Genomic DNA, 20,396 nt, shown 5'->3' with positions numbered 1-20,396 from the left:
CTCCTGCTAATTGGTCTGCTTTGGCTTAGAGAGTAGTTTTACTGCTTCGGCAAGTTGGGCGTCGTCTCGCAACGTTTGGGCGAGTCGTTCCGAGAATTCAAACAAAACAGTTCTAACAGCGGTTGCGAGTGCCAAGCAGTCCTCATCCGACATTGCATGAACCCCTTCGCTTAGCGCAGAGTGAAGTAGCCGAAGTGGATTCTCTCCATTGATGAGCAAGGTTGCGGGCAACGCATGCTTGATGACATCAACGCTAGTACTGAACTGTTGTTGCTCCTTCGCGGATTTGACTTCCAAAATTACAGGATTGTTTGAATCTGTTGCTTCCAATACTCGGATGATTTCGTCGAATATGCGATTGCGCTGATCTTCAATCACGCGCCTGTAGTAAGTGAAGGCCCCAACCCCTAGGCCTTGAAGCTCGCAGCGCCTTCCCTTTAGAAACAAGTCGCGATCACCGCCGATGAGTGTCATTGCTCGTGCTGGCGTCGGCGGGCCAAAGCTCGGGTCCTCGCCGAATTTGAATGCTGCATCTTCCCCAAGCTTGAGCCGAGCCGCGTAGGTCTTATATGTGCGATTGCAGTTCTGGCAAGAGTAATGAATAAATTCAGAAGTGCTAGTGTTTCCGTGTATTGTGATGCGAGAACTACTTGAAAATGTTCTTATTCCGCCGCATTGCTCGCTTGAGCAATGAATACGTATCTTCGGCAGAATTAGGTAGTAGACCGTTCCATTCTGCTGAGTTTTGAAGTCTGAAATTTTCCGATTGACGCCCGGAGGGGCAGATTCAAGAAACTCACTAAGCGAGATGGCAGTGTCGGCGGATTTTTCGCCAGTAAGAGTGGTTGCGTTCACTACATTTCTCCTTGGCGTTTCGTTTCATGCTCCGCTTTTGCCTTCGCTAATTTCGCCTCTCGCCTAATTTGCTTTACGTCGAAGTAGATTTTCGTAATAAGGGTGGCTAGCAGGATTGCGAATCCGACGTTGAATATATTGACTTCTAACCACTCAAGGATGGAGGGTTCGTACTTCAGCGTGATGGCCCCGGGTCCGTCCACGTAATATAGGCTTGGTTTGTCACTCATGAACGAGTAGTAATTCCCCATCCATGCAATGACCCTAGCCGTTTCGCCTGCTTGCAGGTCGCCAAGCTCAACCGCCGGGCCTTTAGAATCGACGGTACTTTCGCCGCCTTCGCGCTTTATCGTTGCGACGAGCGTATATGGGAGGCGAAGGATTACACCTTTGACCGGTAGGCTTCCGGTATTTTTTATCTCAGCTTCCCAGTAGCCGGAATACGATGACAGCGTTGCCTTACGTTTTTCCCATAGCTCGTTCTTGAGTGACGAGGAAAGGTCAAACGACGCGTAGCGCGTGTTAGTCGCGCGCTGTTTCTTATTGGTATCTGGTTCCGGTTTGTCGGAGGGTAAGAGAAATTTTTCGATATTTTCCGAAGCCAATGTTCGATCAACGGCGTCGAAATAATCGGTGTAACTCGGGGGCGTATAGAACGCGCCACGATCAATTGTTGCTTGCAGCTTCGCGCTCGGCTTGGTCATCCATTGGATGCCACCGTATATAAGGCTTACGAAAGTGAGCAGAGCTACTGCCCTGACGAGATAGTCCCAGATGCGATTTTCTTTGACTGGATCCGTCATTCAAGTCCCCAACGCTCCCCACGTTCTATTTCTAATCATGCGCGCCGGAAGAAACGCTGTCAGCAGCCATGGCATCCCCGCCATGGCGCGGACGGTGGACGGCCTCATGGCGCGCCCGTTGCTGGCGTGACCATAGTGCAGGGGTAGGGGAGTCTGCGCAGTAGGACACAAATGCCCTGAAATGTAGGGGTTTTCTGATCCCCTAAAAGCATCATCCCGCCACTGTTGGGCGGGATGATGGGAAAATCAGTTTTTGCCTTGCAAGTAACTGATTTTATTAGCTAATTGGCGGAGAGAGGGGGATTCGAACCCCCGAAGCGCGGTTTAGACGCTTACACACTTTCCAGGCGTGCTCCTTCAACCACTCGGACACCTCTCCGGGACCTGAACCAGGCCGTCGCCAGCCGCTTCAGGGCCGCAAATTCTAGCCGCAGCGCGGACTTAATGCGAGCGCCCGGTTTCGGCCGCCCCGACATGCCGGGGGCGGGCATCGAGGCGTGGCACAATTGGGCCATGTCGTATCTCGTCCTCGCCCGCAAGTGGCGCCCTAAGCGTTTCGCCGAACTGGTGGGCCAGGAACACGTGGTCCGCGCCCTGACCAACGCCCTGGACAGCGGCCGCGTTCACCACGCCTTCCTGTTCACCGGCACCCGCGGCGTCGGCAAGACCACCATCGCCCGTATCTTCGCCAAGAGCCTGAACTGCGAGCGCGGCACGGGCGCCGATCCGTGCGGCGAGTGCGAGACCTGCCTGGCCATCGACGCGGGCCGCTACATCGACCTGCTGGAGATCGACGCCGCCTCGAACACCGGCGTCGACGACGTGCGCGAGGTGATCGAGAACGCCCAGTACATGCCCAGCCGCGGCAAGTACAAGGTCTACCTGATCGACGAAGTGCACATGCTGTCGAAGGCGGCGTTCAATGCGCTGCTGAAGACGCTCGAGGAGCCGCCGGAGCACGTAAAGTTCCTGCTCGCCACCACCGACCCGCAGAAACTGCCGGTTACGGTGCTGTCGCGCTGCCTGCAGTTCAACCTGAAGCGGCTGGACGAAGGGCAGATCTCCGGGCAGGTCGAGCGGATCCTCAAGGCCGAAGGCATTCCCGCCGACGACGGCGCGATCCGCCAGATCGCCAAGGCGGCCGACGGCAGCCTGCGCGACGGCCTGTCGCTGCTCGACCAGGCCATCGCCTATGCCGGCGGCAAGCTAGACGACGCCAGCGTCGCGGCGATGCTCGGCACCGTCGACCGTACCCAGGTCGGGGCGATGCTCGATGCGCTGGCCGAGGGCGATGGCGCGAAACTGCTCGGCATCGTGGCCAGGCTGGCGGATTTCTCGCCAGACTGGGGCGCAGTGCTGGAAGCCTTGGCCGAGGCGCTGCATCGCATCCAGGTGCGGCAGCTGGTGCCCGGGGTTGCGGTGGAAACGGATGGCATCGATGCCGATGCGTTCGCTGCGCGCCTGCGTCCCGAGGTGGTGCAGCTGTGGTACCAGATGGCCCTGAACGGCCGTCGCGATCTGTTCCTGGCGCCGAGCGCGCGCGCCGGCTTCGAGATGAGCGTGCTGCGGATGCTGGCGTTCCGTCCGGCGCAGGCGGGCGACATGGGCGGCAGCGTGCCGAAGGCGGGCGCATCTTCATCGACTGCCACATCGACCCCGGAAAAGCCGGCGCCGGTTTCCGCCAAGCCGGCCGACGTGTCGATGGCGCCCAGGCCTGCCGCCGCCGAGCCGATCATCGTCAAGCCCGTGCCGGCCCCGACGCCGGCTCCCGTCGCGGCGCTCGCGGCATCGCCGGTCCGTGGCATCGCCGATGCCGAGGAATGGCTGGCGCTGGTCGCCGCCTGCGCGCTGAAGGGTCCGTCGCGGCAACTGGCCGACAACGCCGCCTTCGTCGGTTACGCGCATCCGGTGTTGAAGCTGTCGCTGGCGCCGGGCTTCGAATACCTGCGCTCCGAGCGTTCGCTCGGCGACCTCGTCGCCGCGCTGGCGCCGGTACTGGGTGGCGAACCGAAGATCGTGTTCGAAACCGGCGCGGTCGCAAGCGAGACCCTGCAGGAACGCAACCACCGCCAGCGCGATGCGCGCCAGGCCGCCGCCGAAGAAGATTTCATGAACCATCCGGAAGTCCAGCGCCTGATCCAGCAGCATGGCGCGAAGGTCGTTCCGGATTCGATCCGTCCTTTGGAAGACTAGGAAAAGAACATGCGTGGAAACATCGCCCAACTGATGCAGCAGGCGCAGAAGATGCAGGAAAACCTGCAGCGCGCGCAGCAGGAACTGGCCAACCTGGAAGTCACCGGCAGCGCCGGCGGCGGCATGGTCAGCGTGACCCTTACCGGTGCCAAGGAATGCCGCAAGGTGCGGGTCGATCCGTCGCTGCTGTCCGACGCGGAGATGCTGGAAGACCTGATCGCGGCGGCGTTCAACGACGCTTCGAACAAGGTCGACCTGGAATCGAAGAACCGGATGGGTGCGGCTACCGCTGGCATGCAGTTGCCGCCAGGAATGAAGTTGCCGTTCTGAGATTCAACATGGCTTGGGCCATCATCTGGAATGCGATATTCCTGTTTATTCTCGCGGGCGTATGGAAGAAGGCTCGACGGGATGGATGGGAAAACATTCGGTTCATGACTTCACGTATATGGCTTGCCAAGCTCCTGGCGGCTCTCGGTTCGATGATGGGTGCTGCTTTTTTGATATTGATTGGATTCGGTTTCGTATCTGGGAAACTTGATGAACTCATCATATGCAAGCGATGCGACCGTCCGGATATTTTCTTTGCAGATAGTCCGCTAGCGTTTGTACTAACTGCAATTGGTCTGGTGGAGACGGCAATTTTGTTGTTTGCCCTTGCCTACGTCGGTTGGAATACCTTGCGCCTGATCCGAGCAGGATCCGCTCGATGAGTTCCCTCCTCGAACAGCTGATCGAATCCCTGCGCGTGCTGCCCGGCGTGGGACAGAAGACCGCGCAGCGCATGGCCTACCACTTGCTGGAACGCGAGCGCGAGGGCGGCAAGCACCTGGCCGGGGTGCTGGCCGAGGCACTGGATCGCATTGGCCATTGCAGGCAGTGCCGCGACTTCACCGAAGGTGAGCTATGCGCGGTCTGCGCCAGCGCCAGCCGCGACCGCCAGCAACTGTGCGTGGTCGAATCGCCGGCCGACCGGCTCGCGATCGAACAGGCCACCGGCTATCGCGGCGTGTATTTCGTGCTGCAGGGCCGGCTGTCGCCGCTGGACGGCATCGGCCCGCGAGAACTGGGCCTGGACCAGTTGTCGGCGCGGCTGGGCGAGGGCGAGATCACCGAGATGATCATCGCCACCAATCCAACCGTCGAGGGCGAGGCCACTGCGCATTACCTGGCGCAACTGGCTCGCCAGCGCGGGGTGAAGCCGAGCCGGCTCGCGCATGGCGTGCCGCTGGGCGGCGAACTCGAATACGTCGACCGGGGTACCTTGTCGCATGCGTTCGGTTCACGCAGCGAGATGGCGGAATGACTGAAATCGCGACGTCCGTTCGGAAATTCTCGATTCGTCATCCCGGCGAAAGCCGGGACCCAGCTTCTGCCTTCGCTGTTACCGTCAGGGCGTAGAAACAACGACAAGTGCTGGGTCCCGGCTTTCGCCGGGATGACGAACAAAAAGCGCTAAGCTCCCGCGTGCGTGCAAATAGCAGACTTCGGATCGCCCATGAACGAAAACGACACCATCTTCGGCAAGATCATCCGCCGCGAAATCCCCGCCACCATCGTTTACGAAGACGACGACGTGCTCGGCTTCAAGGACATCGCCCCGCAGGCGCCGGTGCACGTGCTGTTCATCCCGAAGAACACCCACATCGCCACGCTCGACGATGCGAAGGCCGGCGATGCGGAACTGATCGGCAAGCTGGTGCTGGCGGCGGCGGAATACGCGCGGCGCGAAGGCTTCGAACAGAACGGCTATCGCGTGGTGATGAACTGCCGCGGCGATGCCGGGCAGACCGTGTTCCACATCCATTTGCACCTGCTGGCCGGTGCGCCGCTGGGGCGTTTCGGCACACCGATGTAGGCGCGGGCTGTTGTGGGAGCGGCCTTGGCCGCGAATGCTCTTTGCACATTCTCGATGCCCACCGCGGGAAAGCATGCGCGGCCAAGGCCGCTCCCGCAAAGCCGGAAACAAAAAACGCCGCTCATCGAGCGGCGTTTCGTCATCTGCTGCGAAGGAAATGGCTTACCACCACCAGCCGCCCCAGCCCCAGCGCGGGCCCCAGCCCGGACCCCAGAACGGGTCGTAGAAGGGCGACGGGCGGATTTCCACTTCGCGCACCTGCGGCCACAGATAAACCACATCCGCGGCGACGCGCGGCAGCTTGTAGTCGTACTCGCCGATCTTCGCGTTTTCGTAGCCGTCGATGCGGCCGATGAAGGTCACTTCGCGGCCCGGAGCGAACACCGCCGGATCGTAGAAGCCGGCGCGGCAGGCGATGAAGCGGCCATCGGTCGCGTCGGGCAGGTCGGACTGCGGCCGGCCGGTGGCGTTGAGCGGACGCGAAACCAACTGGAAGCAGGTGCTGTTGGGGCCCGGCTTGGTTTCGACGATGGCGCCGCCCCAGCGCACCGAGGCGCCGACCTGCGCGCCGGCCACCGCGTCGCGCGGCGACACTTGGGGGAAGGTGCCCTGCAGCGGCTTGGGCGCGGTGGCGCAAGCGGCCAGCAGCACACTGGCGGCAACGGCGGCGATGCTGAAACGAATGTTCATGACGCGGCTCCGGAAGGTTCAGGGACGGTGCCGACGCAGGTCCTGCGCCAAAGCCTTGTCCCCAGCAGTGTCAGCGTAGCGTGAATTGGCGAAACGGCGGCTGAGCGGAAGCAGGGTATGCGTGGCTTGCGGGCGGCTGCGCACGACCCGCTCGGCCCAGTCCAGCGCGGGCTCATGCGGTTCACGACCCAGTCCCAGGCGGGCGTAGCGGCGGTCCAGCGCATGCCAGGCGCGCAGCAGCGGGTCGCGTTCGCGCTGCCCGCGTGCCAGCCAGGCCAGCATGCCGCCCAATGCGAGCAGGGCGAACAGGCCGAACAGCAGGCCCAGTTCGCGCCCGTCCAGGTCGTCCACGCCCAGCGGCTGCAGCAGGCGTTGCTGGCGCTTCGCGTCGAAGCCGAGCACCCAGTCGTTCCAGCCGCGCCGCATCCAGTCGCCGAAATCCCAGAGCGTATTCATGCCGCCCAGCGCGCCGCCACCAACGGCAAGGCGGTCCTCCAACGTGTCGTAGACGCGTTCGGGCGCCACCGCGGCGGTCGGGTCGACCCGCACCCAGCCGCGTTGCGGCAACCACACTTCGGCCCAGGCATGCGCGTCCATCCGGCGTACCACCCAATAGCCCCCGTAGGCGTTGCGATAACCGCCGACGTAACCGGTGACCACCCGCGCCGGGATACCGGCGCCGCGCATCAGCACGACGAAGGCCGAACTGAAGTTCTCGCAATAGCCGCTCTTGCGCTGGAACAGGAATTCGTCGATCGCGTCGCGCCCGGTCAGAGGCGAATCCAGGGTGTAGGCGAACTCGGCGCGGATCCATCCCAGCGCGCGTTGCACGATGGCCGCATCGTCGTCGCCGGCTTCCTGCCGCCATTGCCGGGCCAGCGCCAAGGTGCGCGGGTTGAAACCATCGGGCAGTTGCAGCGCCGCGCGGCGCAAGGTCTGCTTGATCTGCGATTCGAACTGCGCAGGCGGCGCCGAACGCATGCGCCAGCGGCTCACGCTGCCCAATGGACGCGGCGCATACAGGCCGTAGTCGTAACTCATCGTGGCATCGGCCGGCGCGGCCAGCGGCAGGTCCAATGCGACCAGCTGGCGGCGATCGGTGGGCTCGAGTTCGATTTCGTAATCCCAGCGCGGTGCGGCGGAAACCACGGGCGCCGGCGGCAGGCCGCGCATCCATTGCATCTGCGTCCAGGTGCGTCCGTCGAAGTTCAACAGCACCGGCCCGCGCCAATACAGTTCCTGCATCGGCGGCACCGCGCCGAAGAACTGCACGCGCAACGCGGGACTGTCGTCGGCGAGGAAATCGATCCAGTCGCCAGGCGTCATCCGGTCGGACAGGCCGGGACGCGCCACCGCGCGATCCGGCACGCCCCACAACGGCGTGCCGATGCGCGGGAACAGCCAGAACGCCGCCAGCAGCAGCGGCAAACCCAGCGCGACCAGCCGCGCGGTGCTGCCGAGCTGGCGCAACGTCGGCGCGCGGGTCGGCAGGCCGGCCTCGGCGTCGGCCAGTTGTTGCAGGCAGAACAGCGCGGCCAACGCCGCAAGCAGGCCCAGCCCCATGCTTGCCGGTCCCTGGTCGAGCAGGAAGGCGGCGAACGGGGCGAACAGGGCGAAGCCGACCAGGCTGCGCGCATCGCGCAGGGTGTTGGTTTCCGCGGGCTTGATCGCCAGCATCGCCGCGAGCAGGGCGCAACCGGTGTCGCGGCCCATGCGCGTGCCCATCACCCAGAACACGCCGGCGAGCATCGCGATCGCGAGCAGCAGGCGCAGCCATGCCGGCAAGGGTCGTCGCCAGGAAGCGGCGGCCACGAACAACGCGATCGCGCCTGTCGCCATCGCCAGCGCGGAGGGCAGCTGCAACAGCAGCGGGAGCAAGGCCAATGCCGCCGCGAGCAGGGCATAGGCGCGCGGCGCGGCATCGAGGCGACGCAGGGTTTCGCTCATGTCCGCGCTCCCGCTTCCGGCAGCAAGGCCAATGCGCGAAGGCACATATGCCGATGCGCCGGCCCCATCGCCGGACCCAACGGTGGCTGCCCGGGAACGCGCAGGCGGTACGGTCGCTGCGCGCGCTCGGCCAGTTCCACCCAGCGTGCCAGACGAGCGATCTTGCGCTCGTGGTCGAGGCCGGACAGCGAACGCCAATCCAATTCGACCAGGTCCCCACGCAGCGGTTCGTATTCGCGCACCAGCAGGGTGTCGCGGCGCGCGGACGGTTTCCAGGCGATGGAACGGATCGGGTCGCCGCTGCGGTAATCACGCAGGTGGTGCATTTCATCGCCGACCGATTCGGCACGGGCGACGCGATGGTCTCCGCCGCTCGGCAGCGGTGGACCCTGCATTTCCGGTGCGGGGTACACCAGCAACGGCGCGTCCGGCCAGACCCAGGCCCAGGCCAGGGCGAGGCCCAGCGGTTGCGTGGTGGAGATGCGGATGCGCCCGAGCGGCAGCCAGCCGCGCCGCGAGGTGGCAATCGACAATGACGCCACGGCCTGGCCGATGAATGGCGTCACCGGCGATTCCGCTTCGTCCAGCCGCAGTTGCAGGCCGCGACGCAGGCGGCGATCGTTCGCCGACAAGGCCAGTTGCAGGCGTATCGTTTGGCCGGCGGCGACCGGCTCGGCGGACAACGATTCCACGCCCAGGCCCGACAATTGCAGGTGCGCGGCGATCAGGCTGGCCAGGCCGGCCGAAGCCAGCAGCAGGGCCAGCAGCAGGGCGGGGTTGTTGTTGTAGTTCAGCGCGCCCAGCAGCATCGCCAGCAGCAGCGCCGCGAAGAACAGGCCGAAGCGCGTGGGCAGCACGTAGACGCGGCGGCGGTCCAGTCGCAGCGGCAGGGATTCGGGATCGCGCGGACGGGCCAATGTCGCGATCAGCGCGTCGATGCGTGCGCGCAGGCCTTTCCGCATGGAATCAGTCGACGGCGACCGCGAGCAGGATGCTCTTGGCCAACGCGCCCGCGTCGGCGGCCTCGGCTTCGGCCACCAATCGGTGGGCGGCCACGGCGACGAACAGCGCCTGCACATCTTCCGGCAGCACGTGGGTGCGGCCGAGCAACAAGGCATAGGCACGCGCAGCACGCAGCAACGCAATGCCCGCGCGGGGCGAAAGGCCGACGCGCACGCCCGGATGCATGCGGCTGCGCGCGAGCAGGGCCTGCACGTAGCCGACCAGTGCTTCGCTGGCGTGAATGCCGTCGACCGCACGGCGCAGCGCCAGCACGTCTTCGGCGGACAGCAGCGGTTGCACTTGCGCGATCAGTTCGCGGCGGTCGGCGCCGGTCAGCAGGGCGCGTTCGGATTCGGCGTTCGGGTAGCCCAATGCCATGCGCAGCAGGAAACGGTCGAGCTGCGAATCCGGCAGCGGATAGGTGCCGGAAAGGTCGGCCGGATTCTGCGTGGCGATGACGAAGAACGGTTTCGGCAAGCCGCGCGTGCTGCCATCCAGCGTCACCTGGTATTCGGCCATCGCTTCGAGCAATGCGCTCTGCGTGCGTGGCGGCGCGCGGTTGATCTCGTCGGCCAGCAACACATGGGTGAACACCGGGCCGGGATGGAACTGGAACTGGTGGGTCGGCGCGTCGTACACCGATACGCCCAGCACGTCCGCGGGCAGCAGGTCGGAAGTGAACTGCACGCGCTGGAAACCGAGGCCGAGGGTCGCGGCCAGGGCATGGGCGAGGGTGGTCTTGCCCAGCCCGGGCAGGTCCTCGATCAGCAGGTGACCATCGGCGAGCAGGGCGACGAAGGCCAGGCGCACTTCCTGCGGCTTGCCCAACACCAGCGAATTGACCTGCCGCAAGGCGGCTTTCAGGGCGGATTGCTGGGCATCGGTTAGCATTTGCGGCGCGCCGGCGACGGCCATCGTTTCTTCCCCTGCGGATTTCAAGGCAGTCTAACGGCAATGCACGGCGAAACAATGCGCAGCGATGCGCAGTCCGCGCGACGCGCGCAGCGCACCTTCGTGTGGCTGTGGGCGCTGGCGACCGTGGCGAAGATACTGGTCGCCGCGCGCCTGCCGCTGTTCGTCGACGAGGCCTTCTATTGGCAGGAAGGCCGCCACCTGGCCGCGGCTTACTCCGACCTGCCGGGTCTCACTGCATGGCTGGCGCGGCTCGGCACGTCGCTCGGCGGCGAACACGTGCTGGCCTTGCGTGCGCCGTTCCTGATGCTGACCGCATTGCTGCCGTGGCTCGTCGCGCATATCGGGGCGCGCTGGTTCGGCGAAACCGCCGGTTGGCGTGCGGGCAGCCTGGCCGTGCTGATGCCGCTGTCGGGCACGCTGGGCCTGTTGGCGTTGCCCGATGTGCCGATGCTGTTCGCCACCGTGCTGTGCCTGGACGCCGGTGCGCGCCTGTTGCGCGGGGTCGACGCCACCTCGGCAGCGGAGCTGGCGCTGGGGTTGGTGATCGGCGCGTTGAGCCATTACCGCTTCATCGGCGTGATCGGCATCGGTTTCGTCGCCTTGTTGCTGATACCGGAAGGCCGCCGCGTCCTGCGCGATCCGCGCATCTGGATCGCCCTGGCGATGGGCATTGCGGCCTGGGCGCCGCTGATCTCCTGGAACCTGGAAAACGCCGACGCCGGATTGCGTTTCCAGTTGGTCGACCGGCACCCGTGGTCGTTCCAGTGGGGCGGCCTGTGGTTCCTGCTGGTGCAGGCGCTGTTGGTCACGCCTTTGCTGTTCCTTGCCCTGATGCAGGTGTTCTGGCGCTCGCTGCGTGGTGGCGAGGGCGTGTCGCCGCAATGGCGCTACTTCGGTCTGCTCGGCGGAGTTTCTACCGTCGGCTATTTCCTGCTGGGTTTCTTCGCCGATGCGGAACGGGTCAGCTTCCATTGGCCCTTGCCCGGCTACCTGCCGCTGCTGATCGGCGTGCCGGCGTTGTTGTGCGCCTGGCCGGCGTTGTGGCGGAGGTTGCTGTGGTTATCCGCCGGGCTGGGCCTGCTGGTGCTGCTGGGCTACTACGTCGCCGTGTCGGTCCCGGCCTGGCGCGCGCAGTGGGCGGCCAGCAAGTTCTATCCGTACAACTTCGCCGGCTGGAACGAACTGGCCGATGCGGTGCGCGAAGAGCGGGCAAAACTGCCCCCGGATACGCGATTGCTGGCCGACAACTTCAAGGTTGGCGCCGAACTCGGCTTCGCCCTCGGCGATCCCGACATCGCCGTGCTTGATCATCCTTTGAACCGCAAGCACGGCCGCGCACCGCAATTGCGTTTGTGGGGCCTGGAGAGCGGGGGAAGCCGCAGCGCGCCAGCCCTGCTGGTGGTCGGATCCAGCGATGTCCAATACAAGCACCTGCTGCAGCGCTATCACTGGCTTTGCGATGCGGTCGGCCCGCTGCCTGCCCCGTCGCGCGTGGTCAACGTCGACCACGGCAGCCAGCGTTTCCTTTTGTTCGCGTTGCCGGCCGGCAAGGTTTCCGGCCCGTGCACGGCGCCGGCGATGGCATGGATCGACACGCCGGTGTCCGGCGCGCGCATCGAGGGGGCGGTCGGAATCAAAGGTTGGGCGTTCAAGGACGGCGTGGGGCTGAATCGCGTCGAGATCCTGCTCGACGGCCGACCGCTGGCCGCGGCGCGTTATGGCTTGCCCGCGCCGGGCGTGGCGACCTACTGGAAGATTTCCAACGATCCGAACCATCCCTCGGTCGGTTTCGAGGCCCGGGTTGACGCGTCCACCCTTCCAGTCGGCACGCACTGGCTGGGCCTGCGCCTGCGCGGCCGCGATGGCAGCGTCGAGGACTGGCCCGAACAGCCGGTGCGCATCGGCGACTGATGCCGCAGGTTCAGGGCAATTCGAAACCCGCCTGCCGCAGCAGGCCGGACAACGCGATCAGCGGCAGCCCGATCAACGCGGTCGGATCGCTGCTCTCGATGGCATCGAACAGGGTGATGCCCAACCCTTCGCTCTTGAAGCTGCCGGCGCAATCCAGCGGTTGTTCGGCGTCCACGTAGCGCTCGATCTCGCCATCGGACAATGCCCGGAACCGCACCGTGGTCAGGTCAATCGCCTGCAGGCAGGTATCGCCCCGCCGCAGGCACACGGCCGTGTGGAATCGCACCGCCTGGCCGGACATGGCGCGCAACTGGGCGAGGGCGGCGTCGCGGGTTCCGGGCTTCCCCAAGGGCTCGCCGGCGAGTTCGGCGCATTGGTCGGAGCCGATGACCCATGATCCGGGCCGCTGTGCGGCGATCGTTCGGGCCTTTTCGTCGGCCAGTCGCCGGGCCAGTGCGGCTGGCGCTTCACCATCGCGTGGGGTCTCGTCGACTTCGGGACGCGCGACATGGAATGGCAGGCGCAGTCTTTCCAGCAGTTCGCGTCGATAACGGGAGGTGGAAGCTAGGAGCAAAGGCATGGATCGGCTGGCCGAAGGTGGGGCATTCAGCCTACCCTTAGTGTCGAGGCATACGCCCGAGTATTGAGTAAATTTAGTTACATTCTTATGCCTTTTTTGCGTCTTGGCTCGTTAATGCCTTGTTAACGAATTGGGTATTCGGCAAAGTTGGCTCCGCTCGCAACGGGCACGGCAGCCAGGCCGCGGCCGCCGCAACTTTCGGGGGGTACCACCTAAATGAAACATAGAACGATCCATCGTGGGCTCAAGCGCACCGCGCTGGCCCTTGCGCTCGGTGTCTGCGTCGCCGGCACGGTCCAGGCGCAGTCCAACATCACCGGCAGCATCTTCGGTCAGGCGCCTGGCATGTCCGGCGCGACCGTAGTCGTGGAGAACGTGGATTCGGGCCTGACCCGCACCATCCCGGTCGATGCCGACGGGCGCTACCGCCTCACCTCGCTGCCGAACGGACGCTACAAAGTCACCCTGCAGAAGGACGGCCAGCCCGTCGCCGTCCGCGAGAACGTGACGGTCAGCATCGCCAGTGGTACCGACGTATCGTTCAACAATGCCTCGGGCACGCCTAACGACGGGACGACTACGCTGGGGGCGGTCACGGTCGTCGGCGCTTCGGTTCCTACCATCGACGTTTCCCAGACCGACACGCGTTCCGTGTTCACCGCCGAGGAACTGCAGAAGATTTCGATCGGCCGCACCATTACAGACGTGGCCATGCTGGCGCCCAGCGTGGTCGCGAGCAACAGCTATTCCGGTGTGCCGAGCTTCGGTGGTTCGGCCGCTTCTGAAAATGCGTATTTCATCAATGGTTACAACGTCACCAATCCGCTGACCAACATCAGTTTCAGCACGCTGCCGTTCGACGCTATCGGCGAGCAGCAAGTGCTCACCGGCGGTTATGGTGCTGAATTCGGTCGTTCGACCGGCGGCGTGATTAACGTAGTAACCAAGCGCGGCACCAACGAGTGGAAGGGCGGCGTCTACGCGGTGTGGACTCCGGAAGGTAGTCGCGCTGCGGTACGGGATACGATGTTCCCAGACACCGGTTATTTCCCGGTTGGCGCGCCGGTGGTCGACGGCCAGACCGTGACGCCGAACAATCAATTGACGTTATGGACTGATGGTACGGTCCAGTTCATCGGCGACCATAATTTGTCTTGGTCCCTGACTAGTGGCGCGTGGGTCAGTGGTCCCCTCGTCAAGGACAGGTTGTTCGTTTACGCCGACTACGAAACGACGACCACCGAAGGTACTTCGGTGTTGTCATCGCGCACTGCGACGGCGGGAAGCGCCGCGCAGAAAACGGGCTGGAACGAGTACAAGAACAAGTATCCGCGCTGGGCCGTGAAGTTCGATTGGAACATCACCGACAATCACTTGCTCGAACTTACCGGGGTTTCCGACGAGAGCAAGACCTTGTCGAAACGCTACGCATATGACTACGTCACTGATACCCATGGCAATGTGCAAAATGGCGGTGCGACTGGTCATGATGATGCGAAGCTGTATGTTGCCAAGTACACCGGATACCTGACTGATGCCTTGACGCTGTCGGCCATGTATGGAAAGCAGGACATCAGCCACAACGACTCGTTACCGTTCGGCTATAACCCCGACTGCCCGCGTATCGTGCGCACTTCGACTCCTACTGCGATCCCCGTCGCGGCGTTCAACGGCTGCCAGGTCTCGAACAGCACAGCGCTTCCCACCAGACAGCCTGAAGAGCACACCAAGGGATGGCGTCTGGACGTCGCATACCAATTGGGAGACCACGAAATTCGCCTGGGTTATGACCGGTTCGATGCCGAAGCTTCTATCCATACCCGCATCGCCGGTGGCATTGGCTGGACTTACAACAAGGTCAGCAACGGCAATACTGCGATCGATAGTTCGAATGGCGCGTTGAATCCCAATTCGGCGCCGGCGCCGGGTCCCTACGCGGCTGCGGGTTATTACGTTCAGAAAGTCTACAACGTGCGAGATGCTGACCCGGGCCTAGAGCAAAGCGCGCAATACATCGAAGATCGTTGGCAAGTCACCGACAGATTCCTGCTGTCACTTGGCCTGCGTAACGAGCAATTCACCAACTTCGATGGCATCGGTCGCCCCTATATTTCGCAGCGACACCAGTTGGCCCCTCGTGTTGGATTCTCGTGGGATATGCGTGGCGATTCCACCTTCAAGTTGTTCGGTAACGCTGGCCGCTACCATCTTGCCACTCCGAACAACGCGGCTGTCCGTGGTGCGGCGGCATCGCTGAATGCTTCCGAGTACTTCACTTACACGGGGGTCAATCCGGATGGTTCGCCGACGGGGCTAAGCCCGATTGCGGTAAACCGCAACACCGGCAGCATCTGTCCCGGTACCAATCTGGTCAGTTCGAACCAGGAGTGCGGCGTGGCGCCGGATCCGATCTTGACTACCGCGCGCAACCTCAAGTCTCACTTCCAGGACGAGTACATCATCGGCTTCGAGCATGCCTACTCTGAAACGTTCAACTGGGGCATGAAGGCGACCTATCGAGACCTGAAGCACGCCATCGACGACGTTTGCGGCAAGGTGCTATTCAATAAGTGCGTCAATGCTAATCCTGGCGAGTCTAATACCGTCGTGGTGCGCAATCCGCAGACGGGCGAATACTCGACGGTGACAATCACCCCCGACAACTGGTCGCCTGGCCAGGTCGACGTATTCGGCCGCCCGCTACCGACCATTCCAAAATTGAAGCGCCGCTATTACGCGATCGATCTGTTTACCGAGCATCCGTTCGGCGACAAATGGTATGGCAAGTTCGAGTACACCTTCTCGCGCAATTGGGGTAATACCGAGGGTCAGCTTGCTTCGGAGCTGGATACCGGCGCCGGTGGCCAAAGCGACGTCGGCCGTACCCAGGACTGGGACTTGCCGCAACTGATGGTCGGCTCCAATGGCGTGCTACCGAATCATCGGAAGCATCAGATCAAGGCTTATGGCTACTATCAGTGGAACGAGGAATGGCGTACTGGTCTGACCTTCATCGGTGCATCGGGTCGTCCGCGTAATTGCACCAGCCACTATCCGACGGCCGATGCCGGTCTGTATTCGGGTGCGGCGTACTGGTATTGCGGGTTCGCAGGTAATGGCAGACCGGATCTGGCGGGGCAAACCAACCCCGACGGTAGCCCCAGGTACGTGGCGCCCGCGTCTGATTACGCCATTTCTCCGAGAGGATCGCATGGGATCGCCCCATGGACGTTGCAATTCAACGCCAACGTTGCCTATGTGCCGAAGTGGGCTGACGGTAAGCTGCAACTGCAGATGGACGTCATCAACCTGTTCAATCGTCAGGTTGCCGGCTTCTATAACCCGCGTTTCGAGACGGCCACGCGCAATAGACCCAACCCGTTGTACGGGCAGGAGTTGAACTATTCGGCTCCACGCTACGTGCGTTTCACGGCGCGTTACGATTTCTGAGTGGTTTGTCGCATTTTCCAATAAAGATGGGCGGCCGGCTTAGCCGGCCGCTTTTTTTTGGCTCAAGGCGATATGGGTGACTCGAGGCAGGCCTGAAAAGCTAATCTATGGCCAGCCACGGTCATGGAAAGTACTTCTTGATTCGTTGGCCCTGGAGCTGACACCGCTTTAGAGGCAGTGGTTCGTTCAGCATGGTGCGGTTCGAGATTCGGTTCTGCTTGATTTGACGGGATTGCCAATCAATACAGGAGAATTGAAATGCACAAGGTCTTTTCCAAATATGGTGCGACGTTGCTTTTCTCGATCATGGCTCTCTGGTTCGCCTTCCCTGAGTCGGCCCACGCCGAGCGCGAGAAGTCCTACAACCTGATCGTCTTCGACGCGAACATGAACATCATTGGGCAGCACGCGGAGTACTGCAACAACTATCAGTACGAAGGGGGTGATCTCAATGGGCCCAACATGCTCGTTGTAGAGGGAGGGTGCGGCAACTACGTGGTGTCTTGTGGGTACGACTCGGGCTGGACCGTCTATTCGTGCGAAGGCGTCGGGTACGACTACGCACTCGTGGCGAATTTTTACGGCACGTCTACCGGATATAACGTCGGACATGCCTGCAATATTTCGGGTGCTTGTTCCGATACCGAGCCAACGTTGATGAGCGGGCATGGGCTCACGTTGATCAGGATTTACCCTCCATTGTGAGTGCAGCGTGTTGGCGCAGCTCGCAATTGCGCCGACACGATTTCGATGGAATTAGGCTCAACGTCCGTTTTTCGGGCACCGAACGACGGCGCTGGCTAGGGGGCCCAATGACAATGCGGTCTGTAGGCAGGAGCAGGCTTATTAGGCCGTATGTCGCAGTATGGCTTGCAATGGCCGGCCCATGCTCCCATAATTAGCGTTCTGCTGCGGGGTGGAGCAGTCTGGCAGCTCGTCGGGCTCATAACCCGAAGGTCGCAGGTTCAAATCCTGCCCCCGCTACCAAGTTTTCGGCGCAGTAAAGCCGGGCCTCTTCGAGGCTTTTTTACTGACCGGGGCTCGGGCTCGCGAAGGCGTGGCTTCACGCGCTTTCGCATCCAGCGTCATCGGACAAGGGGCCCATCGGGCCCCTTGTTGTTTTCGTGTTCCGGATTTTCCCGGTTTTCAGGACGGATCAGGTCGCTGCGTGAGCGAAAAGGCTAGCCAAATCGCCAACCTGCTGGTCCCGACGGTGCAAGCCCTCGGGCTGGAACTGCTGGGCGTGGAGTATCTCCCCGCGCCCGGCAGCGCGATGCTGCGTCTGTACATCGACGTGGTCGAGGCCGAGCGCGGAACGCGTACGGTCGACATCGACGACTGCGAGGCGGTGAGCCGCGAGGTATCGGCGCAGCTCGACGTGGAAGATCCGATCAGCGGCAACTACACGCTGGAAGTGTCGTCGCCGGGCATCGAGCGGCCGCTGTTCAAGGCCGAACAGTTCGCCCGCTTCATCGGCGAAGAGGCCAAGGTGGTGCTGAAGGTGCCGCAGGATGGGCGCCGCCGCCTGACCGCGCGCATCGTCTCGGTGAACGCCGGTCGCATCCTGTTCGACGCCGACGGCATCGACGTCGACGTAGCCCACGACAACATCGAGAAGGCCAAGTTGGTGCCGGACTGGGTGGCGCTGGGCATCGCCCCGCAACCCAAGAAGCAACCGTCGAAGCAGAAACCGAACAAGTCGGCCGCGGGCAAGCCCGCTGCCGGAAAGCCGGCGAAGAAGCCGGCCAAGAAGAAGTAATCCGGACCAAACCGAAACCCAGCCGCAGCCAAGGGCATTGCGGCGATTTCAGAGAGTGAAGAAATGAGCAAGGAACTTTTGCTGGTGGTCGACGCGGTAGCCAACGAGAAGGGCGTGCCGCGCGAGGTCATCTTCGATGCGATCGAGGCCGCGCTGGCTTCGGCGGCGAAGAAGCGCTACCCCGACCAGGACGTGCTGACGCGGGTCAGCATCGACCACAAGGACGGCACCTACGAAACCTTCCGCCGCTGGGAAGTGGTCGCCGACGACGTGGTGATGGAGTCGCCCGACCGGCAGATCCGCCTGATGGACGCGGTCGACGAGGCCGACGGCGTCGAGGTGGGCGACTACATCGAAGAGCAGATCGAGAACCCCGATTTCGGCCGCATCGCGGCGCAGGCCGCCAAGCAGGTCATCGTGCAGCGCGTGCGCGAAGCCGAGCGCCAGCAGGTGGTCGATGCGTGGAAGGACCGCGTGGGCGAGCTGGTCACCGGCGTGGTCAAGCGCGCCGAGCGCGGCAACATCTACGTCGACCTGGGCGGCAACGCCGAGGCCTTCATCGCCAAGGACAAGGGCATCCCGCGCGACGTGTTGCGCGCCGGCGACCGCGTGCGCGGTTACCTGTTCGACGTGCGCAGCGAGCCGCGCGGCCCGCAGTTGTTCATCAGCCGCGCCGCGCCCGAGTTCATGATCGAGCTGTTCAAGCTGGAAGTGCCGGAAGTGGGCCAGGGCCTGGTCGAGATCAAGGCCTGCGCGCGCGATCCCGGCGACCGCGCCAAGATCGCGGTGCTCGCCCACGACAACCGCACCGACCCGATCGGCGCCTGCATCGGCATGCGCGGTTCGCGCGTGCAGGCGGTGTCGAACGAGCTCAACGGCGAGCGCGTCGACATCGTGCTGTGGAACGACAACCCGGCCAATTTCGTCATCAACGCGATGGCGCCGGCCGAGGTGCAGTCGATCATCGTCGACGAGGAAAAGCATTCGATGGACCTGGCGGTCGCCGAGGAGCTGCTGGCCAAGGCCATCGGCAAGGGCGGCCAGAACGTGCGCCTGGCCAGCCGCCTGACCGGCTGGCAGCTCAACGTGATGACCCAGGACCAGGTCGCGGCCAAGTCCGAGGCCGAGCAGGCCACCGCGCGCCAGCTGTTCATGGACAAGCTGGAGGTCGACGAGGAAATCGCCGGCATCCTGGTCGCCGAGGGCTTCAGCACGGTCGAGGAAATCGCCTACGTGCCGGTCGGCGAACTGCTGGCGGTCGAGGGCTTCGACGAGGACATCGTCGAGGAACTGCGTTCGCGCGCCCGCGATGCGCTGCTGAACGAGGCGCTGGCCGAGGAGGAGGGCCTGGAGGAAGACCATCCGGCCGCCGACCTGCTGGCGCTGGAGGGCATGGACGAGGAAACCGCGTTCGCACTGGCCTCCCACGGCGTGCGCACCAGCGAGGACCTGTCCGACCTGGCCGCCGACGAAGTCGCCGAGTTCGGCATCGACGGACTGGACGAAGCGCGCGCCGCCGCGCTGATCCTGGCCGCGCGCGCCGAGGAAATCGCCCGTTTGGAGCGCGACGCATGAGCGCTGCGCAGGCCCAGCCGGAGCGCGAGTCGTGATCCAGCCATGAACGCCGCCCTGCACATGCACAGGGCTTAGAATCCGCGTTTCCCCGGTCCGCGCCGTGGGGGCGCAAAACCCGGAACCGGAAACCGAATGTCGCAACAAACCACCATCCGCAAGCTCGCCGAACTGGTCAACACGCCGGTCGAAAAACTGCTGGAACAGCTGGCCGAGGCCGGCATGAAGTTCAGCGGCCCCGACCAGGTCGTGACCAGCATGGAAAAAGTGAAGCTGCTGGGCTTCCTGAAGCGTTCGCACGGCAAGGCCGAGGCGGCCGCGGACGATGCCGCGCCGAAGAAGATCACCCTGGCCCGCCGCAAGGTGCAGGAAGTGACGGTCAAGAGCGGCCGCAGCGCTTCCACGGTCAACGTGGAGGTGCGGCAGAAGCGCACCTACGTGAAGCCGGGCGATAACCAGGCGCCGCCGACCACGTCGGCCAACGAGCCGGATCCGGAACGTGCCGAGATCCTGCGCAAGCTGGAGGAATCCAAGCGGCGCAACCTGGACGAACAGCAGCAACTGGCCGAGATCGACAAGCGCCGCGCCGAAGAGCGCGAGCGCCAGCGCCAGGAAGAGGCCGCGCGCGCCGAAGCCGAGGCCCAGCGCCTGCGCGAGGAAGCCGCGGCCGCAGCGGCCGACAGCGACGACGAGACCCCGCGTCCCGCGCGTGCCGGTGCGGGCGGCCACCACGTGCCGCGTTCCCCGGCGCCGCCGGCGCGCCGCGAAGCGCCACGCAATGACGGCGCCGCGAGCACGCCGTGCAAGGCGGGGGCGTGCATCAGCCACGGCGCTGTCAGGGTCAGCACTCCGGCGAGCAAT

At 63.7% G+C, this 20,396-nt stretch carries 18 protein-coding genes and 2 tRNA genes; 12 read left to right on the top strand and 8 right to left on the bottom strand.

All coding sequences use genetic code 11. The features are described 5' to 3' along the window. Positions 1-6: 6 nt before the first annotated feature. The 3 genes from J5837_RS15070 to J5837_RS15060 form a co-directional block, all read right to left on the bottom strand. A complete protein-coding gene (locus J5837_RS15070) occupies positions 7-855 on the bottom strand; it encodes a DUF1062 domain-containing protein (RefSeq protein ID WP_210537610.1) in 849 nt (282 codons plus the stop codon). Continuing rightward, complete coding sequence (locus J5837_RS15065) at positions 855-1,658, bottom strand: hypothetical protein (protein WP_210537609.1); 804 nt, start codon at positions 1,656-1,658, stop codon at positions 855-857. Before J5837_RS15065 ends, J5837_RS15070 begins: the two co-directional genes overlap by 1 nt. A 286-nt stretch (positions 1,659-1,944) precedes the next feature. Continuing rightward, positions 1,945-2,037: transfer RNA gene (locus J5837_RS15060), tRNA-Ser, on the bottom strand. A 134-nt stretch (positions 2,038-2,171) separates the two neighbouring features. On the opposite strand from J5837_RS15060, the gene dnaX reads away from it, so the two are divergent. The 5 genes from dnaX (at position 2,172) to J5837_RS15035 (ending at position 5,709) form a co-directional block, all read left to right on the top strand. Then, entirely contained in the window at positions 2,172-3,851 is a 1,680-nt protein-coding gene (gene dnaX / locus J5837_RS15055; protein ID WP_210537608.1) for a DNA polymerase III subunit gamma/tau, read from the top strand. A gap of 9 nt (positions 3,852-3,860) precedes the next feature. Continuing rightward, positions 3,861-4,181 carry a YbaB/EbfC family nucleoid-associated protein gene (locus J5837_RS15050; protein ID WP_210537607.1) on the top strand — a complete coding sequence of 107 codons (321 nt, stop codon included), beginning with the start codon at positions 3,861-3,863 and terminating at the stop codon, positions 4,179-4,181. Between the two features lie 8 nt (positions 4,182-4,189). Further along, positions 4,190-4,564, top strand: coding sequence for a hypothetical protein (locus tag J5837_RS15045; RefSeq protein ID WP_210537606.1), 375 nt, complete (start codon positions 4,190-4,192; stop codon positions 4,562-4,564). Further along, a complete protein-coding gene (gene recR, locus J5837_RS15040; RefSeq protein WP_210537605.1) occupies positions 4,561-5,157 on the top strand; it encodes a recombination mediator RecR in 597 nt (198 codons plus the stop codon). Before J5837_RS15045 ends, recR begins: the two co-directional genes overlap by 4 nt. A 192-nt stretch (positions 5,158-5,349) precedes the next feature. Continuing rightward, the gene (locus J5837_RS15035) at positions 5,350-5,709 is read left to right on the top strand and encodes a histidine triad nucleotide-binding protein (RefSeq protein ID WP_210537604.1); all 360 of its coding nucleotides are present in this window, start codon (positions 5,350-5,352) and stop codon (positions 5,707-5,709) included. 162 nt (positions 5,710-5,871) lie between these two features. Here the strand turns inward: J5837_RS15035 and J5837_RS15030 are convergent, their stop codons facing one another. From J5837_RS15030 to J5837_RS15015, 4 genes are read right to left on the bottom strand one after another with little or no spacing between them, the layout of a single operon-like run. Beyond that, entirely contained in the window at positions 5,872-6,399 is a 528-nt protein-coding gene (locus J5837_RS15030; protein ID WP_210537603.1) for a Slp family lipoprotein, read from the bottom strand. A gap of 18 nt (positions 6,400-6,417) precedes the next feature. Further along, a complete protein-coding gene (locus tag J5837_RS15025; RefSeq protein WP_210537602.1) occupies positions 6,418-8,346 on the bottom strand; it encodes a transglutaminase TgpA family protein in 1,929 nt (642 codons plus the stop codon). Continuing rightward, the gene (locus J5837_RS15020) at positions 8,343-9,308 is read right to left on the bottom strand and encodes a DUF58 domain-containing protein (RefSeq protein ID WP_210537601.1); all 966 of its coding nucleotides are present in this window, start codon (positions 9,306-9,308) and stop codon (positions 8,343-8,345) included. Before J5837_RS15020 ends, J5837_RS15025 begins: the two co-directional genes overlap by 4 nt. Positions 9,309-9,312: 4 nt before the next feature. Continuing rightward, positions 9,313-10,263 carry an AAA family ATPase gene (locus J5837_RS15015; protein ID WP_244756039.1) on the bottom strand — a complete coding sequence of 317 codons (951 nt, stop codon included), beginning with the start codon at positions 10,261-10,263 and terminating at the stop codon, positions 9,313-9,315. A 39-nt stretch (positions 10,264-10,302) separates the two neighbouring features. Between J5837_RS15015 and J5837_RS15010 the strand changes: the two genes are divergently transcribed. Then, positions 10,303-12,174 (top strand): ArnT family glycosyltransferase, encoded by a 1,872-nt coding sequence (locus J5837_RS15010; protein WP_244756038.1) that lies wholly within the window; start codon positions 10,303-10,305, stop codon positions 12,172-12,174. A gap of 10 nt (positions 12,175-12,184) precedes the next feature. Here the strand turns inward: J5837_RS15010 and J5837_RS15005 are convergent, their stop codons facing one another. Next, the gene (locus J5837_RS15005) at positions 12,185-12,754 is read right to left on the bottom strand and encodes a Maf family protein (protein ID WP_210537600.1); all 570 of its coding nucleotides are present in this window, start codon (positions 12,752-12,754) and stop codon (positions 12,185-12,187) included. Positions 12,755-12,970: 216 nt separating this feature from the next. Between J5837_RS15005 and J5837_RS15000 the strand changes: the two genes are divergently transcribed. The 6 genes from J5837_RS15000 to J5837_RS14975 all read left to right on the top strand — a co-directional run. Next, positions 12,971-16,204 (top strand): TonB-dependent receptor, encoded by a 3,234-nt coding sequence (locus J5837_RS15000; protein WP_210537599.1) that lies wholly within the window; start codon positions 12,971-12,973, stop codon positions 16,202-16,204. 258 nt (positions 16,205-16,462) lie between these two features. Continuing rightward, positions 16,463-16,909, top strand: a complete 447-nt coding sequence (locus J5837_RS14995) for a hypothetical protein (RefSeq protein ID WP_210537598.1) — start codon at positions 16,463-16,465, stop codon at positions 16,907-16,909. Between the two features lie 205 nt (positions 16,910-17,114). Beyond that, positions 17,115-17,191, top strand: a tRNA-Met gene (locus J5837_RS14990). 181 nt (positions 17,192-17,372) lie between these two features. Beyond that, positions 17,373-17,963: a ribosome maturation factor RimP gene (locus J5837_RS14985; protein ID WP_210537597.1), complete on the top strand. Its 591-nt coding sequence runs from the start codon at positions 17,373-17,375 to the stop codon at positions 17,961-17,963. 63 nt (positions 17,964-18,026) lie between these two features. Further along, positions 18,027-19,538 carry a transcription termination factor NusA gene (nusA, locus tag J5837_RS14980; protein ID WP_210537596.1) on the top strand — a complete coding sequence of 504 codons (1,512 nt, stop codon included), beginning with the start codon at positions 18,027-18,029 and terminating at the stop codon, positions 19,536-19,538. A gap of 132 nt (positions 19,539-19,670) precedes the next feature. After that, positions 19,671-20,396 (top strand): translation initiation factor IF-2 associated domain-containing protein (locus tag J5837_RS14975; RefSeq protein WP_210537595.1); only part of this gene is annotated, 726 nt, incomplete at its 3' end.

This window comes from Pseudoxanthomonas helianthi (assembly GCF_017939625.1).
Classification (GTDB): domain Bacteria; phylum Pseudomonadota; class Gammaproteobacteria; order Xanthomonadales; family Xanthomonadaceae; genus Pseudoxanthomonas_A; species Pseudoxanthomonas_A helianthi.
Note: the sequence above shows the minus strand (reverse complement) of the source record. Positions and strands in the feature narration are given on the sequence as shown.